Annotated in this window: 22 protein-coding genes; 15 read left to right on the top strand and 7 right to left on the bottom strand. The window is 53.7% G+C overall.

What is annotated here, in order from left to right:
* Positions 1 to 72 precede the first annotated feature (72 nt).
* The 8 genes from ACFSW5_RS00480 (at position 73) to ACFSW5_RS00445 (ending at position 10,616) form a co-directional block, all read left to right on the top strand.
* A complete protein-coding gene (locus tag ACFSW5_RS00480) occupies positions 73 to 966 on the top strand; it encodes a response regulator transcription factor (RefSeq protein ID WP_379268561.1) in 894 nt (297 codons plus the stop codon).
* A 5-nt stretch (positions 967 to 971) separates the two neighbouring features.
* A complete protein-coding gene (locus ACFSW5_RS00475) occupies positions 972 to 2,744 on the top strand; it encodes a cache domain-containing sensor histidine kinase (RefSeq protein ID WP_379268558.1) in 1,773 nt (590 codons plus the stop codon).
* A 151-nt stretch (positions 2,745 to 2,895) separates the two neighbouring features.
* The gene (locus ACFSW5_RS00470) at positions 2,896 to 5,079 is read left to right on the top strand and encodes a RelA/SpoT family protein (RefSeq protein WP_379268556.1); all 2,184 of its coding nucleotides are present in this window, start codon (positions 2,896 to 2,898) and stop codon (positions 5,077 to 5,079) included.
* Between the two features lie 29 nt (positions 5,080 to 5,108).
* Positions 5,109 to 5,552, top strand: coding sequence for a D-aminoacyl-tRNA deacylase (gene dtd, locus ACFSW5_RS00465; protein ID WP_379268550.1), 444 nt, complete (start codon positions 5,109 to 5,111; stop codon positions 5,550 to 5,552).
* Positions 5,553 to 5,623: 71 nt separating this feature from the next.
* Entirely contained in the window at positions 5,624 to 5,782 is a 159-nt protein-coding gene (locus ACFSW5_RS00460; RefSeq protein WP_379268548.1) for a hypothetical protein, read from the top strand.
* Positions 5,783 to 6,440: 658 nt separating this feature from the next.
* Entirely contained in the window at positions 6,441 to 7,694 is a 1,254-nt protein-coding gene (gene hisS / locus ACFSW5_RS00455) for a histidine--tRNA ligase (RefSeq protein WP_379268546.1), read from the top strand.
* A gap of 204 nt (positions 7,695 to 7,898) precedes the next feature.
* The gene (gene aspS, locus ACFSW5_RS00450; protein WP_379268544.1) at positions 7,899 to 9,713 is read left to right on the top strand and encodes an aspartate--tRNA ligase; all 1,815 of its coding nucleotides are present in this window, start codon (positions 7,899 to 7,901) and stop codon (positions 9,711 to 9,713) included.
* A 147-nt stretch (positions 9,714 to 9,860) separates the two neighbouring features.
* The gene (locus ACFSW5_RS00445; RefSeq protein ID WP_379268542.1) at positions 9,861 to 10,616 is read left to right on the top strand and encodes a tRNA threonylcarbamoyladenosine dehydratase; all 756 of its coding nucleotides are present in this window, start codon (positions 9,861 to 9,863) and stop codon (positions 10,614 to 10,616) included.
* Positions 10,617 to 10,769: 153 nt separating this feature from the next.
* Here the strand turns inward: ACFSW5_RS00445 and ACFSW5_RS00440 are convergent, their stop codons facing one another.
* Both ACFSW5_RS00440 and ACFSW5_RS00435 read right to left on the bottom strand, forming a co-directional pair.
* Complete coding sequence (locus ACFSW5_RS00440; protein WP_379268540.1) at positions 10,770 to 12,266, bottom strand: methyl-accepting chemotaxis protein; 1,497 nt, start codon at positions 12,264 to 12,266, stop codon at positions 10,770 to 10,772.
* 27 nt (positions 12,267 to 12,293) lie between these two features.
* Entirely contained in the window at positions 12,294 to 12,872 is a 579-nt protein-coding gene (locus ACFSW5_RS00435) for a GNAT family N-acetyltransferase (protein WP_379268538.1), read from the bottom strand.
* Positions 12,873 to 13,169: 297 nt separating this feature from the next.
* On the opposite strand from ACFSW5_RS00435, the gene ACFSW5_RS00430 reads away from it, so the two are divergent.
* Together ACFSW5_RS00430 and ACFSW5_RS00425 are read left to right on the top strand one after the other, a co-directional pair.
* A complete protein-coding gene (locus tag ACFSW5_RS00430; protein ID WP_379268536.1) occupies positions 13,170 to 14,486 on the top strand; it encodes a replication-associated recombination protein A in 1,317 nt (438 codons plus the stop codon).
* On the top strand, positions 14,483 to 14,737 hold the full coding sequence (locus ACFSW5_RS00425; protein ID WP_379268534.1) for a hypothetical protein: 255 nt from the start codon (positions 14,483 to 14,485) through the stop codon (positions 14,735 to 14,737). The genes ACFSW5_RS00430 and ACFSW5_RS00425 overlap by 4 nt, the downstream gene beginning before the upstream one ends.
* A 273-nt stretch (positions 14,738 to 15,010) precedes the next feature.
* Here the strand turns inward: ACFSW5_RS00425 and ACFSW5_RS00420 are convergent, their stop codons facing one another.
* Positions 15,011 to 16,096, bottom strand: a complete 1,086-nt coding sequence (locus ACFSW5_RS00420; RefSeq protein WP_379268532.1) for a copper resistance D family protein — start codon at positions 16,094 to 16,096, stop codon at positions 15,011 to 15,013.
* Positions 16,093 to 16,665, bottom strand: coding sequence for a copper resistance CopC family protein (locus tag ACFSW5_RS00415; protein ID WP_379268530.1), 573 nt, complete (start codon positions 16,663 to 16,665; stop codon positions 16,093 to 16,095). Before ACFSW5_RS00415 ends, ACFSW5_RS00420 begins: the two co-directional genes overlap by 4 nt.
* A gap of 526 nt (positions 16,666 to 17,191) precedes the next feature.
* Here ACFSW5_RS00415 and ACFSW5_RS00410 point away from each other — a divergent pair.
* On the top strand, positions 17,192 to 18,532 hold the full coding sequence (locus ACFSW5_RS00410; RefSeq protein WP_379268529.1) for a hemolysin family protein: 1,341 nt from the start codon (positions 17,192 to 17,194) through the stop codon (positions 18,530 to 18,532).
* A gap of 223 nt (positions 18,533 to 18,755) precedes the next feature.
* Here ACFSW5_RS00410 and mnmA read toward each other — a convergent pair whose 3' ends face one another.
* Positions 18,756 to 19,892, bottom strand: a complete 1,137-nt coding sequence (mnmA, locus tag ACFSW5_RS00405; RefSeq protein ID WP_379268526.1) for a tRNA 2-thiouridine(34) synthase MnmA — start codon at positions 19,890 to 19,892, stop codon at positions 18,756 to 18,758.
* A 250-nt stretch (positions 19,893 to 20,142) separates the two neighbouring features.
* Between mnmA and cymR the strand changes: the two genes are divergently transcribed.
* The 4 genes from cymR to ACFSW5_RS00385 all read left to right on the top strand — a co-directional run bounded on the left by cymR (position 20,143) and on the right by ACFSW5_RS00385 (position 22,590).
* On the top strand, positions 20,143 to 20,562 hold the full coding sequence (cymR, locus tag ACFSW5_RS00400) for a cysteine metabolism transcriptional regulator CymR (RefSeq protein WP_379268524.1): 420 nt from the start codon (positions 20,143 to 20,145) through the stop codon (positions 20,560 to 20,562).
* Positions 20,563 to 20,576: 14 nt separating this feature from the next.
* Positions 20,577 to 21,728, top strand: a complete 1,152-nt coding sequence (locus ACFSW5_RS00395; protein WP_379268522.1) for a cysteine desulfurase family protein — start codon at positions 20,577 to 20,579, stop codon at positions 21,726 to 21,728.
* A 107-nt stretch (positions 21,729 to 21,835) separates the two neighbouring features.
* The gene (locus ACFSW5_RS00390; RefSeq protein ID WP_379268520.1) at positions 21,836 to 22,387 is read left to right on the top strand and encodes a PRC-barrel domain-containing protein; all 552 of its coding nucleotides are present in this window, start codon (positions 21,836 to 21,838) and stop codon (positions 22,385 to 22,387) included.
* On the top strand, positions 22,387 to 22,590 hold the full coding sequence (locus tag ACFSW5_RS00385; RefSeq protein ID WP_379269791.1) for a hypothetical protein: 204 nt from the start codon (positions 22,387 to 22,389) through the stop codon (positions 22,588 to 22,590). Before ACFSW5_RS00390 ends, ACFSW5_RS00385 begins: the two co-directional genes overlap by 1 nt.
* Positions 22,591 to 22,648: 58 nt before the next feature.
* On the opposite strand, the gene ssuE is transcribed toward ACFSW5_RS00385, so the two are convergent.
* Both ssuE and ACFSW5_RS00375 read right to left on the bottom strand, forming a co-directional pair.
* The gene (gene ssuE, locus ACFSW5_RS00380; RefSeq protein WP_379268517.1) at positions 22,649 to 23,191 is read right to left on the bottom strand and encodes an NADPH-dependent FMN reductase; all 543 of its coding nucleotides are present in this window, start codon (positions 23,189 to 23,191) and stop codon (positions 22,649 to 22,651) included.
* 21 nt (positions 23,192 to 23,212) lie between these two features.
* The gene (locus tag ACFSW5_RS00375) at positions 23,213 to 24,451 is read right to left on the bottom strand and encodes an acyl-CoA dehydrogenase family protein (RefSeq protein WP_379268515.1); all 1,239 of its coding nucleotides are present in this window, start codon (positions 24,449 to 24,451) and stop codon (positions 23,213 to 23,215) included.
* Between the last annotated feature and the right edge of the window lie 125 nt (positions 24,452 to 24,576).

Here is a 24,576-nt window from a genome sequence, read left to right as displayed (position 1 = left end):
GGAAACAATTGGTGCCGTCCCTGCCCGGGGGCGGCTATGCCAATTTTAAGCCTGACGCCGGGAGTTGATCACGTGTACAAAGTGTTGATCGCAGACGACGAGATGCTGGATCTTGAAGGCATGCGCCGGTTCATTCCCTGGTCGGAGCTTGGCCTTGAAGTCGTTGCCGCCGTTCATAACGGCTATGACGCATGCGACGTGCTGAACCGGCAGGACGTCGATATTCTCGTGACGGACGTGCATATGCCCAGCATGTCCGGGCTTGAGCTGGCCCGCAAGGCATTGGAGCTTGCCGCAGACATTCGCATTGTTTTTGTAAGCGGCTATCAAGACTTTCATTACGTGAAGGAAGCTCTCGCCTTGAAGGCTTACAGCTATGTTCTAAAGCCGATGGACGACGCCGAGCTCGCCGAAGTTTTGCGCCGCATCACAACGGAGCTTGACGAGAAACGGCGGGAACGGGAGACGTACGAAAATTACCGCCGGCTCGCATCGCTCATTCAGGACGAACAGACGAGAAGTTGGCTTGAACAGCGGCGTAAAGCCGGACCGGCGGCCGATAGGACGAAGCAAGAAGGGCGAGCCGCAGACGAAGCGAACTCCGCATGCGCCGGTCCGCCCGGCTATTCGGCCGCAGCCAAGCCTTTCAAAAACGGGAAGCTGATGAACCTGATGATCGCTTATATACGCGACAATTTGCATCGCAACTTGACGCTCAAGGAAATCGCGGACCGTTTTTCGTTTTCCCCTAACTATTTAGGCGTTATGTTCAAGGAAGAAACCGGGACCAACTTCAGCGAATTCGTGACGGCGGCCAGGATGGAGAAGGCGGGGCAGCTGCTGCAGAATCCCGCGGTCAAAATTTACGAGGTGGCGGAACAGGTCGGATACCGTTATTTGCCTTATTTCAGCCGGCAATTTAAAGAGACGTTCGGGATGACTCCCGCGCAATACCGCAGACGATGATCGGCATGCCGAAGCGGTCCCGCGCAGGGACGGAATACGACCGGACGTTCCTGCCGCTTGGCGTGAAGCTGATGGTTTCTTATCTTCTGGTTACGCTCGTTCCGATCAGCTTGTTCGGTTATCTCGCCAACCGGATTATGATCGACTCCATCCGATCGCAAGCAACCTCGTCCATTCAAGGCACGCTGCAGCAGATCAAAGACAATATCGTTTATAAGCTTGAAGATACGATCCGATTATCGGACTCGCTTTATTACGACGAGACGATCGCGAAGCACTTGATGCATTACGAAGAAGGCTGGGTCAGCTACGAGGCGACGACCAAATATTTGATCCCGGCCTTCCGCAAGACAATCGAATCGACAAACCGGAAAGTGTGGCTAAGCGTCTATTTAAAAAACGAAACGCTCCCGGAAATTTATTACGATATGTCCGGCGACAGGCTGCGGACGAACGGGAGTTTTTTTGACATGCTGCATTTGAAACGCATCGTCCGCGAGCCTTGGTACGAGGAGTTCCCGGAGGAAAGCTACGGCAATACGATCGTCTGGCGGCAAATCGGCGACGACGTCCGGTACGGACGCATCTCGCTTCTCCGCAGGATGGTGGATACGAGCTCGCCTTTGAACTTGCAGGAGATTGGGATGATGCGGTTCACCGTCTACTTGTCCGATTTGTTCGAAAGCGTAAACAGCGGCAAAATCGGAAGCGGAACTTCTCTTTATATTGCCAACGAAGCGGGCGACATTTACCATTCGTCCGGCGGCTGGACGGACGGCAAGGACGTTGCCGAAGCGAAGCGGCAAGGCGATCCGCTCGTTATCGAACAGACGCTGCCGTGGCTCGGATGGCGGCTGATTGCGATTGTCCCCAATCAACTTCTTGAGCAAAACACGGCGAAGGTAACCCGCATGACCTGGATGATCGGCTCGCTTAGTTTTCTTATTATTTCATTCATCGCCTGGTTCGTCGGCCGCTTTTTCTCCCGGCGCATTTCGAAGCTGCTGTTTGTGCTCGAATCGTTCCGGCGGGGAGACTACCACAAACGTTTCCGATACCGGGGCAACGACGAGTTCGCCATCATCGCGCAAGCGATCAACCAGCTGGGCGAACAGACGGAAAGCCTCATTAAAGAGGTTTATGTTACCAATCTGAAAAAAAAGGAAGCGGAGCTGGAGTCGCTGCAAGCGCAAATCAATCCGCATTTTTTATATAACACGCTCTCTTCGATCAGCCGGCTCGCCAAGTTCGGCGAAGTGGACAAGCAGCATCAGATGATTATGAACCTGGCCAAGTTTTACCGGTTGTCGCTCAATAACGGGCAAACGATTATAACGATCGCAAGCGAAGTGGAGCAGGTGCAAGCTTATCTTAATATTCAACTGATCAAATACGGCGACCGCGTGCAGGCGGAATTCCGGATCGATCCGTCTATCGTTAATCTGACGACGATCAAGCTGATCCTGCAGCCGTTCGTGGAGAACGTGCTGGAGCATGCTTGGCGGGGCGACCGGATTCATCTGCGAATCGAAGGACAGCTGGAGGAAGGACGGGTCGTATTCCGGATTATCGACGACGGCATCGGCATGCCCCGGCATGCCCTGCAAAGCTTGTTCCAGGAGCAGGCTCAGGAAAAGCGGGGTTACGGCATCCGCAACGTCCACGAGCGGATTCAGCTGTATTACGGCAAGCCTTACGGCGTGTTGATCCATAGCAGGTCCGGCATCGGAACGACAGTCGTCGTCACGATTCCGGCGCAAGGCGCGGCCCGTCCTTAGATCGTGAACGATCGGCGGGAAGAGCTGTTCGGCTTTGGGCACCGCACCGCGGCAGTTGACGCAAAGGCGTACGAACAGGCATAATATTAGGAAAACTAGAAATTAGTCGAACCGGAATAGAATATGCCGAGTGAAAGAAAGGGACGCAAGCATGGGCATAGAGCAGTTGATTGAAAAGGCGTCTGCCTATATGAAGGAACAAGACTTAATACGCATCAGGGAAGCCTATGATTTTGCTGAGCAAGCCCATCACGGACAAGTGCGCAAGTCAGGTGAGCCTTATATTCTGCATCCAGTCGCGGTAGCCGAAATTTTGGTCAACATGCAGATGGACGTCTTGTCGATTATAGCGGCGCTGCTGCATGACGTCGTAGAAGATACGACGGTGGATCTCGAGACGGTAAGGGAGAAGTTTGGCGAAACGTGCGCCATGCTTGTCGACGGATTGACCAAGCTGGAGAAGATCCAGTTCCGATCCAAGGAAGAGCAGCAAAACGAAAATTACCGCAAAATGTTTCTGGCCATGACGCAGGACATTCGCGTTATTCTGATTAAGCTGGCCGACCGGCTGCACAATATGCGTACGCTGAAATTCCAGTCCGAAGAGGCGCAGCGGCGCATCGCTTACGAGACGCTTGAAATTTTTTGCCCGATCGCGCATCGGCTCGGGATTTCGGCCATCAAATGGGAAATGGAAGACATCGCCCTCCGTTATTTGAACCCGCAGCAATATTACCGGATCGCCAATCTGATGAAGAAGAAGCGGGCCGAACGCGAGCAGCATATCGCCGACGTTATCGTGCGCATTAAGGAGAAGCTCGGCGAGATGGGCATCGAAGGCGATATTTCCGGCCGTCCCAAGCATATTTACAGCGTCTACAAAAAAATGCACGCCAAAAACAAGCAGTTCAACGAAATTTACGATCTGCTCGCCATTCGAATCATCGTCGACAACATTAAAGATTGCTATGCGACGTTAGGCATTATCCATACGTTATGGAAGCCGATGCCCGGCCGGTTCAAAGATTATATCGCCATGCCGAAGGCGAATATGTACCAATCTTTGCATACGACCGTTATCGGCCCGAACGGCGAGCCTACCGAGGTGCAAATCCGCACCTGGGAAATGCACCGCACGTCGGAATACGGCATCGCCGCCCACTGGGCTTACAAAGAAGGCGCTCCGGCGCCGGGCGGGCAATTCGAAGACCGCTTGTCCTGGGTTCGCGAGCTTATGGAGCTGCAGAACGATACGCAAAACGCGGCCGAATTCATGGAGTCGCTGAAGATGGATTTCTTCTCCGACCTTGTATTCGTTTTTACACCAAGCGGAGAAGTGATCGAGCTGCCTTCCGGCTCCGTGCCTCTTGATTTCGCTTATCGCATCCATACGGAGGTCGGCAACCGGACGATCGGCGCGAAAGTGAACGGGCGCATCGTGCCGCTGGACCATAAGCTGAAGACCGGCGACATTGTCGAAATTTTGACGTCCAAGCATTCGTACGGCCCTAGCCAGGATTGGATCAAAATCGCGCAATCCTCCCATGCCCGCAGCAAGATCAGGCAATGGTTCAAGAAGGAGAAGCGGGAGGAGAACGTCGCGAAAGGCCGCGAAGCGATCGAGCGGGAGCTCAAGCGGCTCGGGCTGGAGCCGTCGGTCTGGATGGCGGACGATAAGCTTCAGGAAGTTGCGACGAAGTTTACGTTTAACGATATCGAAGACATGATGTCGGCCATCGGCTTCGGCGGGCTGACGGCGGCCCAGGTGTGCACGCGGCTGACGGAGAAGCTGCGGAAGGAAGCGGAGAAGTCGAACGTTATCGATATGGCGGACGCGAAGGATAGCAAGTCGCCCGGCGACCGCAAGAACCGACCGACAAACGGCATAACCGTTAAGGGAGTGGACAACTTGCTCGTCCGGTTCGCCCGCTGCTGCAATCCGGTGCCCGGCGACGCCATTATCGGTTACATTACGCGCGGCCGCGGCGTATCCGTTCACCGCCTGGATTGTCCGAATATTCCGTTCGGCACCGAAGGGGAAGAAGCGGATCGCGTCATTGAGGTGGCTTGGGATCAGACGATCGAATCGAACAATTACAGCGTCGATATCGAGATTACCGGCCAAGACCGGAACGGCTTGCTGAACGAAGTGCTGCAGGCGGTTTCGGAGAGCAAGACGAATATTAGCGCCGTCACGGGGCGTTCGGTCAAAGACAAAATGGTGCTCATCAACATGACCATTCTGATCCGCAACGTCGAACACTTGTCTTCCGTCGTAGAGAAGATCAAACGCGTCAAAGACATTTATTCCGTACAGCGCATTATGAACAGCTAAAGCTGAATAGGAAGCAACGGAGGTATAAGGTGAAAGTCGTCGTTCAACGAAGCAAGCAGGCCGCCGTAACGGTCGAAGGCGAGACGGTTGGCGCCATCGATAGCGGCTTGGTGCTGCTTGTCGGCATTACGCATGAGGATACGGAAGCCGACGTCAAATGGATGGCGGAGAAAGTGGCGGGTCTGCGTATTTTTGAAGACGAGAGCGGCAAAATGAACTTGTCCGTCCTGGAAGTCGGGGGACAAATCTTGTCGATCTCGCAATTTACGCTATACGGGGACTGCCGTAAAGGCAGACGCCCCAACTTTATGGCGGCGGCCAGACCGGATCTGGCGGAGCCGCTTTACGAGCGGTTCAACGAAGCGCTTCGCGCTCAGGGACTGGATGTCCGCACCGGGCGTTTCGGCGCTATGATGGACGTGTCCCTCGTCAACTGTGGACCGGTTACGTTAATTATCGACAGCAAGCTTTAAGTTTTAAGGCGGTTGGTCATACTATGGTCTAGCTTACGACAATTCGGACATCACGAAGGAGACTGTACGTTATGCATCAATCGCGGAAGGAACAAAGCTTGCAGCGCGAATCGCGCAAGCTGTACCATGCGGACTTTCGGGAAGCGCAAATCATGGCCGGCTTTGAAGCGGGAACGGAAGCGGCGGACGAGCCGGGGGCAAGGAAGCCGGCCGCGCGCCGGCATACTTGACCGCCTGTAAAGAATGACAAGGTCTTCCGCTCATGGTTGCGTTTTCTGTTTTGTAACGTCTTTGTAATCTTTCGATAACGGTTCTTTAACATGCTTGGTCTATAATACATTTCGACCCCCTTTTTTGAATATAATTTTTTTATTGGAACGCCTACAATTGATGTTGTAGGCTTTTTTCTTTGTTCGAAGCTCCAAGAGTGCATGTCAACATATCGAACGACCCCGGTCAACGATCACCGCTTGACTTGGCGGGCAGGCTTATGTATAATGTAAATTCAGTATAGCTTCATCAACGTACCTGATCCTATGATGGAACAAAGTAATTCAATGCACGTACCCAGAGAGGGGCGCCTTAGGCTGCAAGCGTCCTTATGGTGATTGAACGAACAGACCTTCCGGAGGACAACCGGTGAACGGGAAAGGCTTTAAGCCTTGCGCTTCAGTAATCGGATTGCGTGTAACGGGCGTTAACCGTTTAAGAAGCGGGTGTTCCTTCTCAATTAAGGAGACCCGGAATGTGGGTGGCACCGCGGGAGATAACGCTCTCGTCCCTTGCAGCATGACGCTGTAGGAGACGGGAGCTTTTTTACGTTCTAGGGATCTTCGCGTGGATGAACGACGAAAATCAACAATTGATACGGAGTCGGGAGGGATATCGATGTCTTTTCAAAAATCGCCGGGAACGCAGGATATTTTGCCTGGGTCGGTGGAGAGATGGCAATTCGTCGAGCAAACCGCTCGCGATATTTGCCGCCGGTTCAACTTCCGGGAAATCCGGACGCCGATGTTCGAGTCGACGGATCTGTTCCGGCGCGGCGTCGGCGAAACGACGGACATTGTCGAGAAAGAAATGTACACCTTTACGGACAGAGGCAATCGCAGCATTACGCTGCGTCCGGAAGGGACGGCGGGCGTCGTTCGCTCGTACGTGGAGAACAAGCTGTACGGCGAGCCCGATATCGCAAAGCTTTATTACATCGGGCCGATGTTCCGCTATGAGCGCCAGCAAGCCGGCCGTTACCGCCAGTTTCACCAGTTCGGCGTAGAAGCGCTTGGTTCGGCCGATCCGGCGCTGGACGCCGAAGTTATTGCGCTGGGGTACTCCTTCTACACCGAGGTAGGCCTTCAAGGCGTCCGGGTGGAGATCAACTCGGTCGGCACGCCTTCCGTCCGGGCGAACTTCCGCGAGAAACTGCTTGCTTTTCTTGAGCCTAAGCGGCATCTGCTCTGCAAGGACTGCCAATCCCGCATCGAGCGCAATCCGCTGCGCGTGCTGGACTGCAAGGTGGATCAGGAGCACTTTGAAGGAGCTCCGTCCATTCTCGACAGTCTGGACGAAGAATGCCGCAATCACTTCGACAAGGTGAAGACCTATTTGTCCGATATGGCCATTCCGTTCGAGGTGAACCCGAAGCTTGTGCGGGGCCTGGATTACTACACGCATACCGCGTTTGAGTTTAAGGCCGAAGGCATCGGCGCGATCGACACGATCGGCGGGGGCGGACGCTATAACGGCCTTGTGGCGGAGATCGGCGGACCGGATCAGCCGGGCGTCGGGCTTGGACTTGGCCTTGAGCGCACGATCATGCTGCTGGAACACCAAGAGCGCGAGCTTCCCGATCCGCATCGGGTCGACGTCTATCTCGTGGCGCTTGGCGAAGCGGCCGAGCGGCGCATTACCCAGCTTGCGTATGAGCTTCGCAAGGCCGGCATCCGCGCGGAGCGCGACTATCAAGGGCGCAAGATGAAAGCGCAGATGAAGTCGGCCGACCGGTACGCGGCGCGCTTCACCGCCATTCTCGGCGACGACGAGCTGTCCCGCGGCGAAATCGCGCTTAAGGACATGGCAAGCGGCGAGCAGAAAGTCGTGGCCCTGGATCGTCTCGCTCAAGAGATTGCAGGAACTAAATAGGTTGAACGAATTAACCTCCTTGACTAAGTCAAATGGAATGGAGAAAGGGAATTCCATTGAGAGCGAGTTTGGGCTTTAAGTTTCTAGTATCCGAAGGCCAACTCCATGAAAAGAAACTTAGAGCCAGATGTTGAAGCTTCAAGGGAATCCCTTTCGGAATGAAATGAATACATGATTCATCTAAAAAAAGGAGAATGAAAAACGATGATGCTGAAAACACATGCATGCGGCCAGCTGACCAAAGCGGACGTAGGGAAGACCGTAACGTTGAACGGATGGGTACAACGCCGCCGCGACTTGGGCGGGGTATTGTTCGTCGACCTTCGCGACCGGACGGGTATCGTGCAAATCGTGTTCAACCCGGATTTCTCGGGCGACGCTCAAGCGATCGGCGACCGCGCCCGCAACGAATATGTGCTTGCGGTACGCGGCACGGTCGTCGAGCGCGATCCGGAAACGTTTAACCCGAACCTGGAGACCGGCGAAATCGAAGTTCGCGTCCAAGAGATCGAAATTATGAACCCGGCCAAAACGCCTCCGTTCCCGATCGAAGACGGCGTAGAGGTTGACGAGAATATCCGCCTGAAGTACCGTTACCTCGACTTGCGCCGTCCGGAAATGCAGCGGACGCTGCTGCTCCGTTCGAAAGCCGCCAAAATATTCCGCGACTTCCTTGACGGCGAAGGCTTTATCGACGTGGAAACTCCGATTTTGACGAAAAGTACGCCGGAAGGCGCACGCGATTATCTGGTGCCAAGCCGCGTACATGAAGGCGAATTTTATGCGCTGCCGCAATCGCCGCAAATTTTCAAGCAGCTGCTAATGGTGGGCGGACTTGAGCGCTATTACCAAATCGCCCGCTGCTTCCGCGACGAAGACCTTCGCGCCGACCGCCAGCCGGAATTTACGCAGGTCGACATCGAAACGTCGTTCCTGTCCCAAGACCAGTTGCTTGACATGATGGAGCAGCTTGTAGCCCGTTTGTTCCGCGAAACGATCGGCGTGGACATTCCGACGCCGTTCCAGCGCATCACCTATGCCGATGCGATCAACAAGTACGGCTCCGACAAGCCGGATCTCCGCTTCGGGCTTGAAATCGAAGACATTACCGACATCGTGTCGACAAGCGACGTGAAGGTGTTCGCAAGCGTAGCGGCCGGCGGCGGCGTCGTCAAGGCGCTGAACGCAAAAGGCTGCGCAACGTGGAGCCGCAAGGAGCTTGACGACCTGCAGCCGTTCGCGGCGCGTTACGGCGGCAAAGGCCTCGCATGGATTACGGTGAAGGACGGCGAATGGAAAGGGCCGATCGTCAAATTCCTGAAGCCGGAAGAAATCGCGGCGCTGACCGAACGTCTGAACGTCGAAGACGGCGACCTGCTGACGTTCTCGGCCGACAAGAAAAAAGTCGTCGCCGACGTGCTGGGCAACCTGCGCCTGAAAGTAGGCCGCGAGCTTGGGCTGATCGACGAATCGCAATATAAATTCGCATGGGTTGTGGACTTCCCGTTGCTGGGCTGGGACGAGGAAGCCGGCCGTTACGTCGCCGAGCATCACCCGTTCACCCGTCCGAAGGACGAAGACCTGCACCTGTTCGATACCGACCCGGGTCAAATCCGCGCGCAAGCTTACGACCTTGTGCTGAACGGATATGAAGTAGGCGGCGGTTCGATGCGTATTTTCAAGCGCGAAGTACAGGAGAAAATGTTTGCGGCGCTTGGCTTTACGATGGAGCAAGCGCAAGAGAAGTTCGGCTTCCTGCTTGACGCCTTCGAATACGGCACTCCGCCGCACGGCGGCATCGCGTTTGGCTTCGACCGTCTCGTCATGCTGCTGGCCGGACGCACGAACCTGCGCGAGACGATCGCCTTCCCGAAAACGGCGAACGCAACCGATCCGATGACGGACGCTCCGTCTCCGGTCGAAGCTTCCCAGCTGGAGCAGCTTCATATCCGCACGGTGCTGAAGCCGGCCCCGGCGACGAAGCAGCCAGCCGCGGCCGCCGGCGAAACGAAAGAATAACGAGGCGATTGCTCCCAAAGCTTATTTTGCTTGAAGCAATTCGTTAAAATAACGCTCGCCGAACGAAGTGCATGCTTCTTAAGGGAGTTTTGCTCGAAGTCATTCATGAAGTACCGCTCACCAAACTTTTAGGAGGGCCGCAACCTTATGCTGCACCAATTTTCACGCACGGAGCTGGCGATCGGCCCGGAAGGGCTGGAGCTGATGAAAGGCAGCACCGTCGCCGTTCTCGGCATCGGCGGCGTCGGCTCCATCGCGGCCGAAGCGTTGGCCCGCACGGGCGTCGGCCGCGTCATTCTGATCGACAAGGACGTCGTCGACATTACGAACGTTAACCGTCAGATCCACGCGTTGACGACAACGGTCGGACAGCCGAAGGCGGACCTGATGCGCGACCGGATTAAGCTCATTAATCCGGAGTGCGACGCCGTGGCGCTCCGGATGTTTTATACGGAAGAAACGTACGAGCAGCTGTTTGCCTACCCGCTTGACTATGTGATCGACGCATCCGATACGATCTCGTACAAGGTTCATCTGATCAAGCAATGCCTGGAGCGCGGCATTCCCGTCATATCCAGCATGGGGGCCGCCAACAAGATGGACCCGACGAGATTCCGGGTTGCCGACATTTCCAAGACGCACACGGACCCGATTGCGCGCGTCGTGCGCCAGAAGCTTCGGAAGGACGGTATCCGCAAAGGCGTGAAGGTCGTCTTCTCCGACGAGGAGCCGATGAAGCCGCGCGAGGATGTGACCCAGCGGATCGTGCCGGAGAACGCTCCGGAAATCCGCAAAGCGCAGCAGCCGCCGGCAAGCAACGCGTTTGTGCCGCCGGTAGCGGGGCTTATTATGGTAAGCGTCGTTGTTCGCGATCTGCTGGAAAAAGGCGGCATTTCCGTTTGAGTTGACGTAACCGCGCAACAATTCGATAGTTAGCAAAAAAGAGCTCCTTCAAGCCTATGACCGGCTTGCAAGGAGCTCTTTTTTTCAGACCAACAGATTATTCTATTCGACGCTAAACAATCGTTAGCCGGCCCGTGGGCCGGCTGCTTTGGGTTAATCGGCTTGACGGGCTTGCCGGTCGACCAGCTCTTTCAGTTCGCTAACCAGCTGGTCGAGCTGCATATAGCCTTCGACCAGCTGGCTTATTTTGACGTCCTGATTTTCCATGCTGGCGGATACTTCCTGAACGGCAGCCATGTTTTCCTCCGTCGTCGCCGCGATATTCGTCATTTCTTTCGATATCGTCGCATATTGCTCGGCCAGCTTCGAGGTCGAGCCGCTCACTTCGGCCGATTGCTTCTGCACTACGGCGGTATTTTCGTGAATGCGGCGAATGACGGTCTCGACTTGCCGGGTAGCCTCATAGCTGACGGATACGGCCGATTGTCCAAGCAAAATTTGCTCGTTGACCGCGGCGATTTGGAGAGCGACGCCTTCAAGAATAGCCGCGATTTCTTTGGAGGCCGTTTGCGCGTGATCCGCGAGCGTACGGACTTCGGCGGCGACGACGGCGAAGCCGCGTCCCTGCTCGCCGGCCCGGGCCGCTTCAATCGCCGCGTTAAGCGCGAGCAGATGGGTCTGCTCGGATATTTCGCCGATCGATTTGGCGATTGTTCCCACTTGATCGTTTTGCGAATTTAGCCGTTCCATCAATTCGACGGTTCCCATCATAATGCGGTGAACGCGTTCGGCTTCCGTCGTTAACGTCTCGATCTGGCCGCTGCCTTGCGCAGTTAGAAGCGCAGTGTCCGCGGCGTAGCGCTGCAGCTGGTCCGAGCCGGCTGCCAACTGTCCCGCCGCTTCGTCGATCGTATGGATCGCTTCGCCGGCTTCGACGACCATTACCGTTTGCTTTTCGATCGATGCGGCCATCTCGCCGAACGTTGCGGTTACATCGCGGGAAATGGCGCCCGCGCCCTCGACCGTGCGCTTTTGCTCTTTGCTGAACTCGTCCAGTATTAGAATCGACGACTTCAGCTTGTCGACAAGCTGCTCGGCGAGCTGTTTGGAGCTTAACGCTTCGCTTCGCTCGCGCAATACTTGCGCTTGAAGCGACTGGCTGAACTTGGCCGATGCGGACAAGGCGATCGTCGCGAAGATGATGTACAAAAACAGATACAGCAAAGAATCGCCGGGGAACAGCCGCTCGCGGTATTCGTCATTAAGAAACAGATAAGCGGTGACGCCCAGCCCCAAAACGCCGGTAAAAATAATGGGCTTATAGTCGGCGTACAGCGTCATGATGGCCATAAATACGTAAATCAGGAAATAGGTGCTCACGATCGGATTCGGATCGGAAACGATCAGCAATACCGCAAGCATCATAAGAATGCAAGGAACGATATATTTGATCGAAGAGACCCCTATTTTTTTGTAAGTCAAAAAAGTGGCGACCCCGCACGCCGCAGTGCCGGCAATGACAAGCGTCAATACGAGCTCCATGCCGACTCCCGCCCCTAGGTCGGCCAAAATGCCGAGAGCGAGCAGGCCCCATAAAATTTTGACGAACAAGCGGTTGCGCTTGTCCAAAATGATAAACTCGTTGTTCATTTCACCCAACCTTTTCTCTAATCAATATCATTGAGCCCGCCGGTTTAAGCTTGCCGGCGCAAGCGCCTCCGGCAACCGGGCGGGCACGAGCCAGTCGTATTTGGATTTGTGCGTATAAATCTCCTCCATTTCAAAAATAACGGGAATGACGTCGTCGCCTTTATAATACGTTTTTTCGCCTATTTTCTCCATGGGTACGCGGTAGCTGATCCGAAGCGCACGGAAAAAGACGGGCTCCAGAAGGGAAACGAAATACCGGAAACGGTACCGTTCGGCGCAATAAACGGCAGACGAAAGCAGATCGGATACAAGCTTTCCCCGGTATTGGGGCAAGACGGCCATTTTATCGATTTCGGCTACCTGGCCCGGGTTGTCCGCGATTTTCGGGTGACGGGCGAACGGAGCGACCCGGTTAATGGCGCTTCCGTTCAAACGGTAAGGCTTGATCTCCGCGGTTCCGGCAATCGTGCCGTCCCCCGCGATCGCGACATATCTCTCGAGCACCTCGTCCGAATATTCGAGCTCGTACCCTTTCTCCTTCCATACGGTTGTCCAAATGTCGTTGAATCTGGCCAGTTCCCAATCGGTTTCCACTCGTTTAAACAATAGGTTGCAGCTCCTTTTCTCCTCTCTCTTTTTCTATTTTTGTTTTATAAGTTCCCTCTCGAATTAGAGCCACTTACCTTCGGAGACTGAGCACAAAGATGTTATTAGGTTTCTCCTTTACAGGTAAAATATGACTATTACCATTATCGGCGCAACATTTGCGCATTTAAATAATTCCATAGAACTAGGCATAAAGACCTATTGTTGTTTAGGCGGAACGGTGGAGCTTACAGTGGCGAACAAGTGTACGATGTGTTATGATTTAATGAAGTAAAACAACGAGGCTGCGTGGTTAAGATGGATTTGTTTACGTATCAGGAAGCGGAGAAGCCAAGGGCAACATTGCTTGCGGACCGGATGCGTCCGAACAATCTGGACGAATATATCGGGCAGGAGCATGTCGTCGGGCCGGGCAAGCTGCTGCGAAGGGCGATTGAAGGCGACCAGGTGTCGTCTATTTTGCTTTACGGCCCTCCGGGCTGCGGCAAAACGACGCTCGCGCACATCATTTCCAAGAGGACGGCCGGAGAATTCGTCAAGCTGAATGCGGTGGATGCTTCCGTCAAGGACGTGCGCGAGGTGATCGACCGGGCGAAGATGAACAAGTCGATGTACGGGACGAAGACGATTTTGTTTCTGGACGAGGTGCACCGGTTCAACACGTCGAGGCAGGATGCGCTGCTGCCGGCCGTGGAACAAGGCATCATTATCTTTATCGGAGCGACGACGGAGAACCCGTTCCATCATGTAAACGGGGCGCTGCTAAGCCGCTCGACGCTGTTCCAGCTGGAGCCGCTGACGAAGCGGCACGCCCTTGAGGCAATGAAGCGGGCTCTGGCGGACAAGGAGCGCGGGCTCGGGTTTTTGACGATCCATGCGGACGAGGAAGCGCTGGAGCATATTGCGGCGATGGCCGGCGGCGATATAAGGAGAGCGTTAAACGCGCTGGAGCTGGCCGCCGTCACGACGCCGTCCGAGCCTGACGGCTCGGTCCGCATTACGATGGAGGTCGCGCAGGAATCGATCCGCAACCGGGCGGTAAGAGCCGACGAGTCGACGCAGTACGACGTGCTTTCGGCCTTTCATAAAAGCATCCGCGGTTCGAGCGATGCGGCGCTGTATTGGTTTTTGTACGCGGTCGAGAAGCTGGGGATGGACCCGATGGTATTTTTGCGCCGCTTGATCGTGGCTTGCAGCGAAGATATCGGCATGGCCAATCCGCAGGCGATGGTGCAGGCCGTTACGGCGATGGACGCCTACCACAAAATCGGCTTTCCGGAAGCGAAATACAATATTGCGCAAGCGATCTTGTTTGCGGTGGAAAGTCCAAAATCCAACGCCGTCGCGCTCGCGATCGGCAACGCCATGAACGCGATCGAAAGCGGGGGCGCGGCGGAGGTTCCGCTTCATTTGCGGGACACCCATTACAAAGGAGCCGAGCAGCTGGGTCATTCGGGCTACAAATACCCGCACGATTATCCGGGCCATTATGTCGAGCAGTCGTACTTGCCGGAGCGGTTGGAGGGAGCGGTTTTTTACCGGGCGACCGAGCAGGGCACCGAAAGCAAAATCCGGCTAAATCAGGAGCGGCGGAGGAACAACCGTCCGAAATGATGCGGCCGGACGCGGCTCCAGATTCTTTTGGTTCGTTTGAGAAACCGTCTTTCCGCCAATTGGCGAAGGGCGGTTTTTTGGCGTTGATTACGGCGGCGGTGCTTTTGGTCCTTGAAAATGTTGAAAAGTTTCCAATAAATTTCGAATATGGTATTAAAGAACCGGAACTTCGGGCCGATATACATATACGGAACGATTTTTCGGTTAGGATAGAAGTAGTGGCTTACGATCGTTCCTTAAGGTTGCAATAAGGATCTAATAGAGCCGGAGGAATGACGATATGTTTAAAGGGATTGTACACGGACTGCCGATCAGCCTGCTGTTGTGGGGGCTTGTTATACTTGCCTTCGCGGTATCCAAATAATATCGCGGCATAGAAGAGTAGGCCATAGGAAGAGGTTTCCGATCGAATGAGACCTAGTCCCGTTTGAAACGCAATGGAGCCGTATTCGTAATTTTCAGATGTACGTCGAAACAAAAGTCCCGCATCGAACCGGATGCGGGATTTTTTGTTTCGATTGAAGTTAGGCAATTGCAAACATAAGGCCGAAATAGCCGAACAGCGTAACGAGAACGCCCATGGCGAAGGCGAGCTTTAACCGGTTGCCGCGGTACATGCTTATCAAGCCTGCTGCCATTACAATAGCGGCGGCGAGCAACAGCAAGCTTTCGGGCGGCAGATGGAGCGCCAGCTTTATATCCGGGCTGAAGCTGCCTTTATAAATCGCGGTAAAGACCGGCGAAGGCGAAACCGATTGCAGCGTTTCACTCACGTCGTGCGGCGGCGTCTGCTGTCCCAATATGCCCGTCGCGATCAAGACCAGGAGCGCAAACAAGCTTTCGGCGCGGATCCACGGCCGCGGGTTGAACGACTCGTTACGGAGCAGCTTGAGGCGGTAGCCGAACCCGTTCGTATAAGCGAACAACAGCAGCGGCAAAAGAAGCAGATGCTTGATCAGCAGCATTTGGCCGTACGGAAGGATCCAGGATTGGACGTATTGGGGCGTCGTAAAGGACATCAGAATAAGCCCGGCCGAGATGCTGATCAGTACGCAGACGATCGCGACCGGCGAGAACCACCGTACGAATGCCGGCCAGTTCTCGCCGTTGCGGGAAAACCAGCTTGCAACGAACAAAATGCCGATCCAAACGGCAACCGCCAAAAAATGCGCGCTATGTACGATAACGCCTTTCATCCCGTAAAGCGAAGCCGAATGGCTTGCGTATCCGAGCCAAACGATCAATAAAAACGTAATGAACAAGCCGACCTTGGGCATATGTTTGTCGTCCCGGAACGATTTAAGCGCTAGCAGCGCCGCAAGCCCCAATGAACCGATCAACGTCCATAGCCATGCTTTGCCGGCGTCGATGTCGGACAATACCTGCCGTAATATCGTAAAATACGGCATGTCGAAATCGCGGGCAAAAATAACGGCCGTATTATGTATAGGCACAAAGGACAAGACCGGAACGGCCAAGGCGCAAACGAGAAGCACGCCGTTGCCGACGCGGATGTCCGGCCTCAGCCGTTCCGGCACTGTCCGGATAATAAAAGTGCCCGTCAAAAGGGCGAAGCAAATATACAATAATGCCTCGCTGACATAGATCATTTTTTACGGCTCCTCAAAATGAGAATAATGGCCGCCACGATGATGATGACGCCTATCGCGATCGCCGCGCCCATGTTCGGGTTATTCGTTTCCGCATTTGCGCTGCCGTTATCGGCTTGGTCCGGGGCTGCGCTTTGTGCCGGCGTCGCCGTCGGTTCGACGGAGGCTTCCGGAGTCGCGGTTTCCGAAGCGGCGGGCGATGGAGAAGCGGCCTGTTCCTCGGCGGCGACGGTAAAGGCATACTCCCCGTTCACCGTATGGCCGTCTTCGCCGATAATGACCCACTTGACGGTGTAAGCTCCGTTTGCAAGCGGCTCCGCGACGGTTCCGCTCAGCTCGGCTCCGTTAACGGAAATGCCGCTTACGGGCATTTCTTCGCCCGCTTCATTATAAAGCTTGAAGCTGCTCAGCTTCTCGATATCGGTATTGAAAGTCATCGTAATTTGGTCGGGGGAAGCGGCAACCGTTTCGTCCTTGGCGGGCGTCGATTGCTCCATATAGGAGTGTGCCGAAGCCAAGCCGGGTACGGCAAACAACAGCATAAGCGCGATGATGAGAATACGTTTCAATGTTTTTCCTCCTAAAAGTTTTGTGAGCGTTACTTCTTGAGCGGCTTCGAACAAAACTCGCTTCGGAAGCATTCGCTTAGTTTTGTGAGCGTTACTTCTTGAGCGGCTTCGAACAAAACTCGCTTCGGAAGCATTCGCTTAGTTTTGTGAGCGTTACTTCTTGAGCGGCTCCGAACAAAACTCGCTTCGGAAGCGTTCGCTTAGTTTTGTGAGCGTTACTTCTTGAGCGGCTTCGAACAAAACTCGCTTCGGAAGCGTTCGCTTAGTTTTGTGAGCGCTGTAAGCAATTATAACAGATTGAAAGCATGCAAAGCTGAAAATAACATGAGGAAAACGTAGCGGATTTATGAACATTAGCCGCCGTTCGCAGCACTTCTCTTCGAACGATTTATCGCTTATGTAAAGATAGGTGCATACAGATGGGGCGTTGGCGAATAAACTGAATTACTCCAACTTCTTCCGTCAGAACTAACTTTTAAAGGAGGTGCGCCTGCCGCCGGACGGCTGTCCGGCTGGCAGGGATTGCTTGATTGATCCTTTACCGTTAGCGCTTCAATTGGCATTGGTTTTGTTTCTTGTTTTTATGAACGGTTTTTTTGTCGCCGCGGAGTTCGCCATGGTTAAAGTCCGCGGCAGCCGAATCGACTCGCTTGTCTCGGAGGGCAACGCCAAAGCCCGGTTCGCCGCTCATCTGACCGGAAATCTGGATGCCTATTTATCGGCGTGCCAGCTCGGCATCACGATCGCTTCCCTTGGCCTTGGCTGGATCGGCGAAGCGGCGATCGCGAACGTCATCGAGCCTTTTTTTATATGGGCCGGCGCCCGCAGCGAAGTTGTTGTCCATTCCGTTTCGTTTATTATCGCGTTTACTATGATTACGATCCTCCACATCGTCCTCGGCGAACTTGCGCCCAAAAGCATTGCGATCCGCAAAGCCGAAACCGTGACGCTGCTTACGGCGGTTCCGCTTGTCTGGTTCCATAAGCTTATGTATCCCTTTATATGGGTGTTGAACGGCCTGGCCAACCGATTCGTTCTGCTGCTGGGCATTACGCCCGCCTCCGAACGGGATACGGCCCATACCGAAGAAGAAATCCGCCTCCTTATGGAGGAAAGCCATAAGAGCGGACATATCGATAATACCGAATACATGCTCGTGGACAATATTTTTGAGTTTGCCGAGACGAATTCGCGCGAAATTATGATCCCCCGTACGGAAATGATCTGTTTGTACACCAATTTGACGATGGAAGAGAACAAGCGGATTGCGCTGGAGCATATGCGGACCCGTTACCCGGTATGCGAGCAAGACAAGGACAATATAATCGGATTTATTCATATAAAAGATTTGCTGAAGGATACGAGCCGGAGCTTGCAAGATATCAGGCAAATCGCGAGGCCGGTCACCTCGGTGCCGGAATCGATGCCGATCAGCATGCTGCTGAAGCTGATGCAGAAGAAAAAAACGCAGCTTGCGATTCTGATCGACGAATACGGCGGAACGTCCGGGCTTGTGACGCTCGAAGATATTATGGAGGAGATCGTAGGCGAAATTCAGGACGAATTCGACGAAGAGCGGCCGATTATCGAAAAACGGGAGGACGGAAGCTATTCCGTCAGCGGCCTGATGTTAATCGAGGAAGTGAACAGCTTTTTCGGTCTGGATATTTCCAGCGACGATTTCGATACGATCGGAGGCTGGCTGTATTCCCGCATCGAAATGCCGCCGGCGGAGCGCCAGACGGCACGCTACGGCGACGGGATCGTGTTTATCGTCGAGGAGACGGACCATTTGCGCATATCCCGGATCGGGATACGCCGCAACGAACGGAACCGCGGAGAGACAGCCGCCGAAGGCGGCGGTTGAGCGGGATGATAGTAACATTGCTGCCCGCGTCCGCCCGCGCGGACACGGTCGGAAAAAATAAAAACGGCATCGAAGTTGCTTTCGCTTCGATGCCGTTTTGTTTTGGATTCCCGGGATGGATGCAATAATGCATCGCACCGGCTCTTATATTCGACTTGCGGAGGCTTCATCGTTTTTGGCTCAAAGGTGCGATGAAGCCTTTACACTCTAGGAGCGGGCGCGCTTAACGTCCGGTCACCGCCGCAAAAGCGGCTTCGTCGACCGGGTGCACAACGTCGATCGTGCCCCCGCCGAGGCAGACGTCGCCGTCGTACAGGACTACGGCTTGCCCCGGCGTAACGGCCTTCTGCGGCCGATCGAAGGCGATATCCGCCGTGCCGTCGCCGTTCAGCGTTACGGTAACGCCTTGATCCTGCTGGCGGTACCGGAACTTCGCCGTGCAGCGGACAGGACCGTCCGGCTGCGCGGCCGGAATCCAGTTCATGCCGGTTGCTTTAAGCCCGCTGGAATAAAGGCTTGGATGCCGCTCGCCTTGAACGACGAGGAGCCGGTTGTTTTCGAGGTCCTTTCCCGCAACGAACCAAGGTTCCCCTGTGCCGGAGCCGCCGATGCCCAGCCCTTGGCGCTGACCGAGCGTATAATACATCAAGCCGTCGTGCCGGCCCTTCACCTCGCCGGTACGAATATCGACCATATCGCCCGGCTGCGCAGGCAGATAGCTGCTCAGGAACGTTCTGAAATTGCGCTCGCCGATAAAGCAGATGCCCGTGCTGTCCTTTTTCTTTGCGGTGTACAGACCGGCTTCTTCCGCAATGCGGCGAACTTCGGGCTTGGGCAAATGCCCGATCGGGAACATTGCTTTCGCCAGCTGCCCTTGGTTGAGCGCGCTGAGGAAATAGGTTTGGTCTTTATTGTTGTCTACGCCCCGAAGCAGCTGCTTGCTGCCGTCTTCCGCATCGGCCAGACGGGCGTAATGCCCTGTCGCCAAATAATCGGCGCCAAGCTCAAGCGCGGTTTTCAGAAAATCGCCGAACTTGATTTCCCGGTTGCACATGACGTCCGGGTTAGGCGTCCGGCCGCGCTTGTATTCGTCGAGAAAGTAGGTAAATACCTTGTCGTAGTACTGCTTCTCGAAATTGACCGTATAGTACGGGATGCCGATCTGGTCGCAGACGCGGCGGACGTCTTCCGCATCCTCCTCGGCGCTGCACACTCCGAATTCGTCGGTGTCGTCCCAGTTTTTCATAAAAATGCCCACGACGTCGTATCCTTGCCGCTTCAGCAGCAATGCCGCGACGGACGAATCGACGCCGCCGGACATGCCGACGACAACGCGCGTCTCCGCATTTGATTTACTCATCTATAATCACCGCCTGACTTAGCTTATCCTTAATATAAAGATTCCATCATTGTACCACAGTGCGAAAACTTTTTCATGAATTCGAACCGCCTTTTTTGACACGGCGCCATCGGTATATGTTAACATAGGACTGATATGGGAATACCTTGATTTATAAGCTTAACGTTTTTTTGACATAAGCAGCGAACGAAAGATCGGAAGCATTTCCCAAACGAAAGATTTCTTTACAATTAGAAAGAGGTGCACGTTTTTGAAAATTTCAACGAAAGGCCGTTACGGTCTAACGATTATGATGGAGCTTGCGACCAAATTCGGGGAAGGGCCCGTCTCGCTTAAAAGCATCGCCGAACGCAACCAGCTCTCCGAACACTATCTGGAGCAGCTTGTCGCGCCGCTGCGCAATGCCGGTCTGGTCAAAAGCATCCGTGGCGCGTACGGCGGCTACGTGCTGTCGAAGGAGCCGGAGCAAATTACGGCAGGCGATATTATCCGCATTTTGGAAGGTCCGATCTCCCCGGTTGATTTCGAGGAAGAGGACGATCCGGCGAAACGCGACCTGTGGCTGCGCATACGCGACAGCATTGCGGTCGTACTCGACAATACGACGCTGGCGGATTTGATCAATTACAAATCGGATTCCGAAATGGACAGCTATATGTTCTACATTTAAAGAGGGTTAGCGCGATGAAAACTTATTATTTCGACCATGCGGCGACGACGCCGATGCATCCGGACGTAGCGCAGGCGATGCTTGAAGTGATGCAGGGTCCCGGAGGGAACCCGTCCAGCATGCACGCTTACGGAAGAGCGGCCAAGCAGCTTGTGACGCGATCCCGCGACCGGATTGCGGCCGCGATCGGCTGCAAGCCGTCCGAGCTCGTATTCACGTCGGGAGGCACGGAAAGCGATAACGCCGCGCTGATCGGCGCGGCATACGCAATGCGCAAACAAGGGAAAAACCATATCATTACATCCGCAATCGAGCATCATGCCGTCCTTCATACTTGCGAATGGCTGAAGAGCGAAGGGTTCCGGCTGTCCGTTCTGCCCGTCGACGAGCGCGGAACGCTTTCCCCGGAAACGGTGAAAGCGGCCATAACGCCGGCGACCGGACTTATCTCCGTCATGCACGGCAACAACGAAGTAGGCACCTTGCAGCCTATCGCCGCGATCGGCGAGCTGGCAAAGGCCGCAGGGGCGCTTTTTCATGTGGACGCCGTTCAATCGCTGGGAACATTCGAGTACCGGCTAGACGAGATGCCCGTTGATTTCATGAGCTTCTCCGCTCATAAAATTAACGGGCCGCAAGGCGTGGGGGCGATGTACCTGCGGACGGGAGCGCCGTTTGTTCCGCAGCAGCACGGCGGGTCGCAGGAGCGCAAGCGCCGGGCGGGAACGGAGAACGTCGCGGGAATCGTCGGATTTGCAAAAGCCGTTGAAATTTGTGTAAACGAGCGGGATGTCAAGCAACCTTTTTTGGATAAGCTTCGTACTATATGGATAGAGAGCCTTATCGGCGAACTGGGTCAAGACGGCATCGCGGTGAACGGCCATCCCGAAACGAGGCTTCCGAACATCGCGAATATCAGCTTTCTTGGAACGGATACGGAAACGATGCTCATGAATCTGGATATGGCGGGAATCGCCGCGTCCAGCGGCTCCGCCTGCACGTCGGGGTCGCTTGAACGCTCCCATGTGCTTAAGGCGATGGAGCTTTCGGAAGAAAGGCTCAATTCGGCCGTACGGTTTAGCTTCGGATTGGGAAATACTGAGGAGGAAATAAAGGACGCGGCTCAAATCGTTGCAACCATCGTCAGACGCGTCCGTACTATTTAGCAAAGCTTCCGGCAACAGGCATAAAGCGTCACCGGCCCGCAACCGCGGTCTGCATGCGCTGCTTGACCGGACAAGCTTCGCCCTCAAGGAGGCTTCCCGGTTTAAGCATGATTAAACTTCAGCAGCTGATCGGTCTCCCCGTATTTGTCATGAAGAACGGAAAGCGGATGGGAAAGGTCAAGGACGCGTGGTTCGACGAGCGATGGCGGCTTGTCGGCCTGATCATGGAAAGAAGCGGGCTGATGTCCCGCCATGCGAAGGTCGTGCCCTGGAACGCGGTGATGACTTGCGGCGAGGATGCGGTATTTATCGCGGAAGCCGATGCCGTGCAGGTCGTCAGGGCGTCGGATATATTGCGCTCTTTCCTGACAGGGGTAGTCCGGATAAAGGACATGCCTGTCGTGACGGTGCAAGGCGTTCAACTCGGGCGCGTGTCGGATGTTTATTTTTACCCGCATCAGGGTACACAGATAATAGGTTATGAGCTTACGGACGGGTTCGTGTCCGATTTGATGGAGGGGCGCAGATGGCTGCGGGCTCCGGAGGATCCGGATGCCGTGCTGCTCGGGGAAGACGCGATTATTGTTCCTGCTGTCAGTGAAGCGGAATTGGAGCCGGTCGCAGCTTCCAATTCGAACGATAGGAGAAATGTTAGATGATGATGAGATGTCCTAATTGCAATTCGAAAGATATCGGGAAAATCGGTTCCCACCAGTTTTACTGCTGGGGCTGCTTCATCGAGCTAACGGTCAGCGGGGATAAAATGTCGGTCTACCAGGTGGAAGAAGACGGCACGTTAAGCTCGCTCGACGACTTGTTCTTTGACGACGACATCGATATGCCAGAAGTTCACGCCAATTAGTGAAGTTTAAAAGAGGCCGGCAAGCTGCTTCGTCGAAAGCGGCTGCCGGCTTTTTTAGTTAATGCGTGCAATAAGCAATCATGTCCAAAACAGAAGCGTCAATTCGTTGTTTTACTTCATCCGCTAATTGAAAACGTATCTTTTGTTCGTTGTCTTCAATACGCTCGATTTGGTTATCTGCCGCAAATACATTTTCGGCAAAACATTTCGTTCCCATAGACGCCAATAGAGGTTTTAGTGCATAGTCTATTGAAAGCAAATGTGAAACGGTTCCTCCTACAAAGAAGGCAGCTGCGATTTTATCTTTAAAGCCTTTTTGGGGCAATAAATCAATGTAGGTTTTGAGAACCCCGGTATAAGTTGTTTTATATACGGGACTTGCAATAATAATGCCCGCCGCTTCTTCAACTTTTGCATGCGCAGCCCGTATAGGCTTACTGTTAAAATTGGCGTGTATTAAATCTTCCGCAGGCAGTGAAGGTACGTCAATAACCGTCGCATCGAATCCGTTTTGTTCCAGTTTTGATTTCGCATAATTGATTACACCGTTTATTCGGGATCTTTCGTTTGGGCTTCCGGATATGATCGTTATTTTTCTCATTTGCCGCTCCTCCGCACCCGTTTATTTTACAAAATGCGCTGCTGCACCAAGCGTTATCATATGTTGCGGAGGTAAGCCCATCAGCACTCTACCGTATAGCTCCAGTCCGGTTGAGGCTGTAGTAAGCGCATGGTTAGCCCCGCCTCTAATGTCGCGGAATATTCCAGACAAGCGGTTGGAATCGGCAATGACGCTTCCTCCGCTTTCTGCCATTAGCATATCTACTGCTTCCCAACACAACATAGCCGCATAAGCGATATCCGTCTGGAGTTGAGCAAATTCTTTTAAGGTGAATTTTTCTCCGCTCTGAACATGATACTCTAAATTATCAATCGTTCGACTAATATGGAGGTGGGCGGATTCAACCTTCATGGCTGCAAGTCCTACTTTATACTGAATATGACCAACATTCGCTTGAGAAGTATGGATAGTCATTGTAATCCCTTTATGAGGCGCTTTTTCGACGAAATACTCCACTGCCCCTCTGGCAAGTCCGAGAATAGCGCTTATCCCTGTCGTTATGGCACTGATAACATTTACATAAGGTTTATACCTGTCAAGTCCCTTTAATTCTACAGGTGAAGAATCCATATCAATCATGTCCTGGCGGACTACAAATTGTTCAGGAATAAATACATTTTTCATTTTCAAGCTATTACTTGCCGATCCTTTGAGACTCATCGTATACCAATCATCAACAATTGTTACTTCACTCATCGGTACAACGGCCAGCATAAATCCCTTGCTTTCTTGCATGGACTCCGCATCCAACAGGTTTAATAATGCATGGGTGGCATGTTTGGAACCGGAACCAAATCCCCAAAAGCCTTCCTCTACAAAATAGCCTCCCTCTACTTTGTTCATAACCGCTTTACGCGGCCCTAATACAGAACAGAAACGCACTTCCTCATCCTGATTAAAGACAGAATCCAAAACCTCGGAAGGTAAGGACAACGAAGCGGTGTAATTATTTCCGTTTATGATTTGAACGACCCATCCGACAGAACCGTTTCCTTTCGCAACTTCGGAAATAATTTCGACCATTGCACGGATACTAACTTCATGACCGCCATACTTTTTTAATGTGCCGAGCTTAAAAAGCCCTGCCTCCGAAACTCTCTGAATAACCTCATCCGGAATATGCCGGTCTTCATCGATTTTAGTTGCATAGTTTTGAAGATAAGGAACCAGCTCAGCGGCATTTTGGAGTAATTGTCGTTCAACCGCAGTAAGTTGATGATCTGCACTTAAGTTAGCCATAATTCCACTCCTTTTTTCTACACATGTATATATAACGTGTATTTATAGTTTAAATATTATGGTGTAGAATGAAATGAAACAACCGATAAAATCATCAATATGTCGAAAAACGATACAGAAAGAGG

Source organism: Paenibacillus thailandensis, from assembly GCF_042685365.1.
GTDB lineage: Bacteria > Bacillota > Bacilli > Paenibacillales > Paenibacillaceae > Paenibacillus_AP > Paenibacillus_AP thailandensis.
The sequence above is the reverse complement of the archived record's forward strand: the minus strand, read 5'-3'. Positions and strand labels throughout refer to the sequence as shown.

What these genes read in the sequence shown, in the direction of transcription:
- mnmA (WP_379268526.1), bottom strand. Translation starts at nt 19,892, where the DNA reads ATGAGTAAATCAAATGCGGAGACGCGCGTTGTCGTCGGCATGTCCGGC.
- ACFSW5_RS00390 (WP_379268520.1), top strand. Translation starts at nt 21,836, where the DNA reads ATGATTAAACTTCAGCAGCTGATCGGTCTCCCCGTATTTGTCATGAAG.
- ACFSW5_RS00385 (WP_379269791.1), top strand. Translation starts at nt 22,387, where the DNA reads ATGATGAGATGTCCTAATTGCAATTCGAAAGATATCGGGAAAATCGGT.
- ACFSW5_RS00460 (WP_379268548.1), top strand. Translation starts at nt 5,624, where the DNA reads ATGCATCAATCGCGGAAGGAACAAAGCTTGCAGCGCGAATCGCGCAAG.
- ssuE (WP_379268517.1), bottom strand. Translation starts at nt 23,191, where the DNA reads ATGAGAAAAATAACGATCATATCCGGAAGCCCAAACGAAAGATCCCGA.
- ACFSW5_RS00440 (WP_379268540.1), bottom strand. Translation starts at nt 12,266, where the DNA reads ATGAACAACGAGTTTATCATTTTGGACAAGCGCAACCGCTTGTTCGTC.
- ACFSW5_RS00470 (WP_379268556.1), top strand. Translation starts at nt 2,896, where the DNA reads ATGGGCATAGAGCAGTTGATTGAAAAGGCGTCTGCCTATATGAAGGAA.
- aspS (WP_379268544.1), top strand. Translation starts at nt 7,899, where the DNA reads ATGATGCTGAAAACACATGCATGCGGCCAGCTGACCAAAGCGGACGTA.
- ACFSW5_RS00420 (WP_379268532.1), bottom strand. Translation starts at nt 16,096, where the DNA reads ATGATCTATGTCAGCGAGGCATTATTGTATATTTGCTTCGCCCTTTTG.
- ACFSW5_RS00445 (WP_379268542.1), top strand. Translation starts at nt 9,861, where the DNA reads ATGCTGCACCAATTTTCACGCACGGAGCTGGCGATCGGCCCGGAAGGG.
- ACFSW5_RS00475 (WP_379268558.1), top strand. Translation starts at nt 972, where the DNA reads ATGCCGAAGCGGTCCCGCGCAGGGACGGAATACGACCGGACGTTCCTG.
- ACFSW5_RS00375 (WP_379268515.1), bottom strand. Translation starts at nt 24,451, where the DNA reads ATGGCTAACTTAAGTGCAGATCATCAACTTACTGCGGTTGAACGACAA.
- ACFSW5_RS00425 (WP_379268534.1), top strand. Translation starts at nt 14,483, where the DNA reads ATGATGCGGCCGGACGCGGCTCCAGATTCTTTTGGTTCGTTTGAGAAA.
- ACFSW5_RS00395 (WP_379268522.1), top strand. Translation starts at nt 20,577, where the DNA reads ATGAAAACTTATTATTTCGACCATGCGGCGACGACGCCGATGCATCCG.
- ACFSW5_RS00430 (WP_379268536.1), top strand. Translation starts at nt 13,170, where the DNA reads ATGGATTTGTTTACGTATCAGGAAGCGGAGAAGCCAAGGGCAACATTG.
- hisS (WP_379268546.1), top strand. Translation starts at nt 6,441, where the DNA reads ATGTCTTTTCAAAAATCGCCGGGAACGCAGGATATTTTGCCTGGGTCG.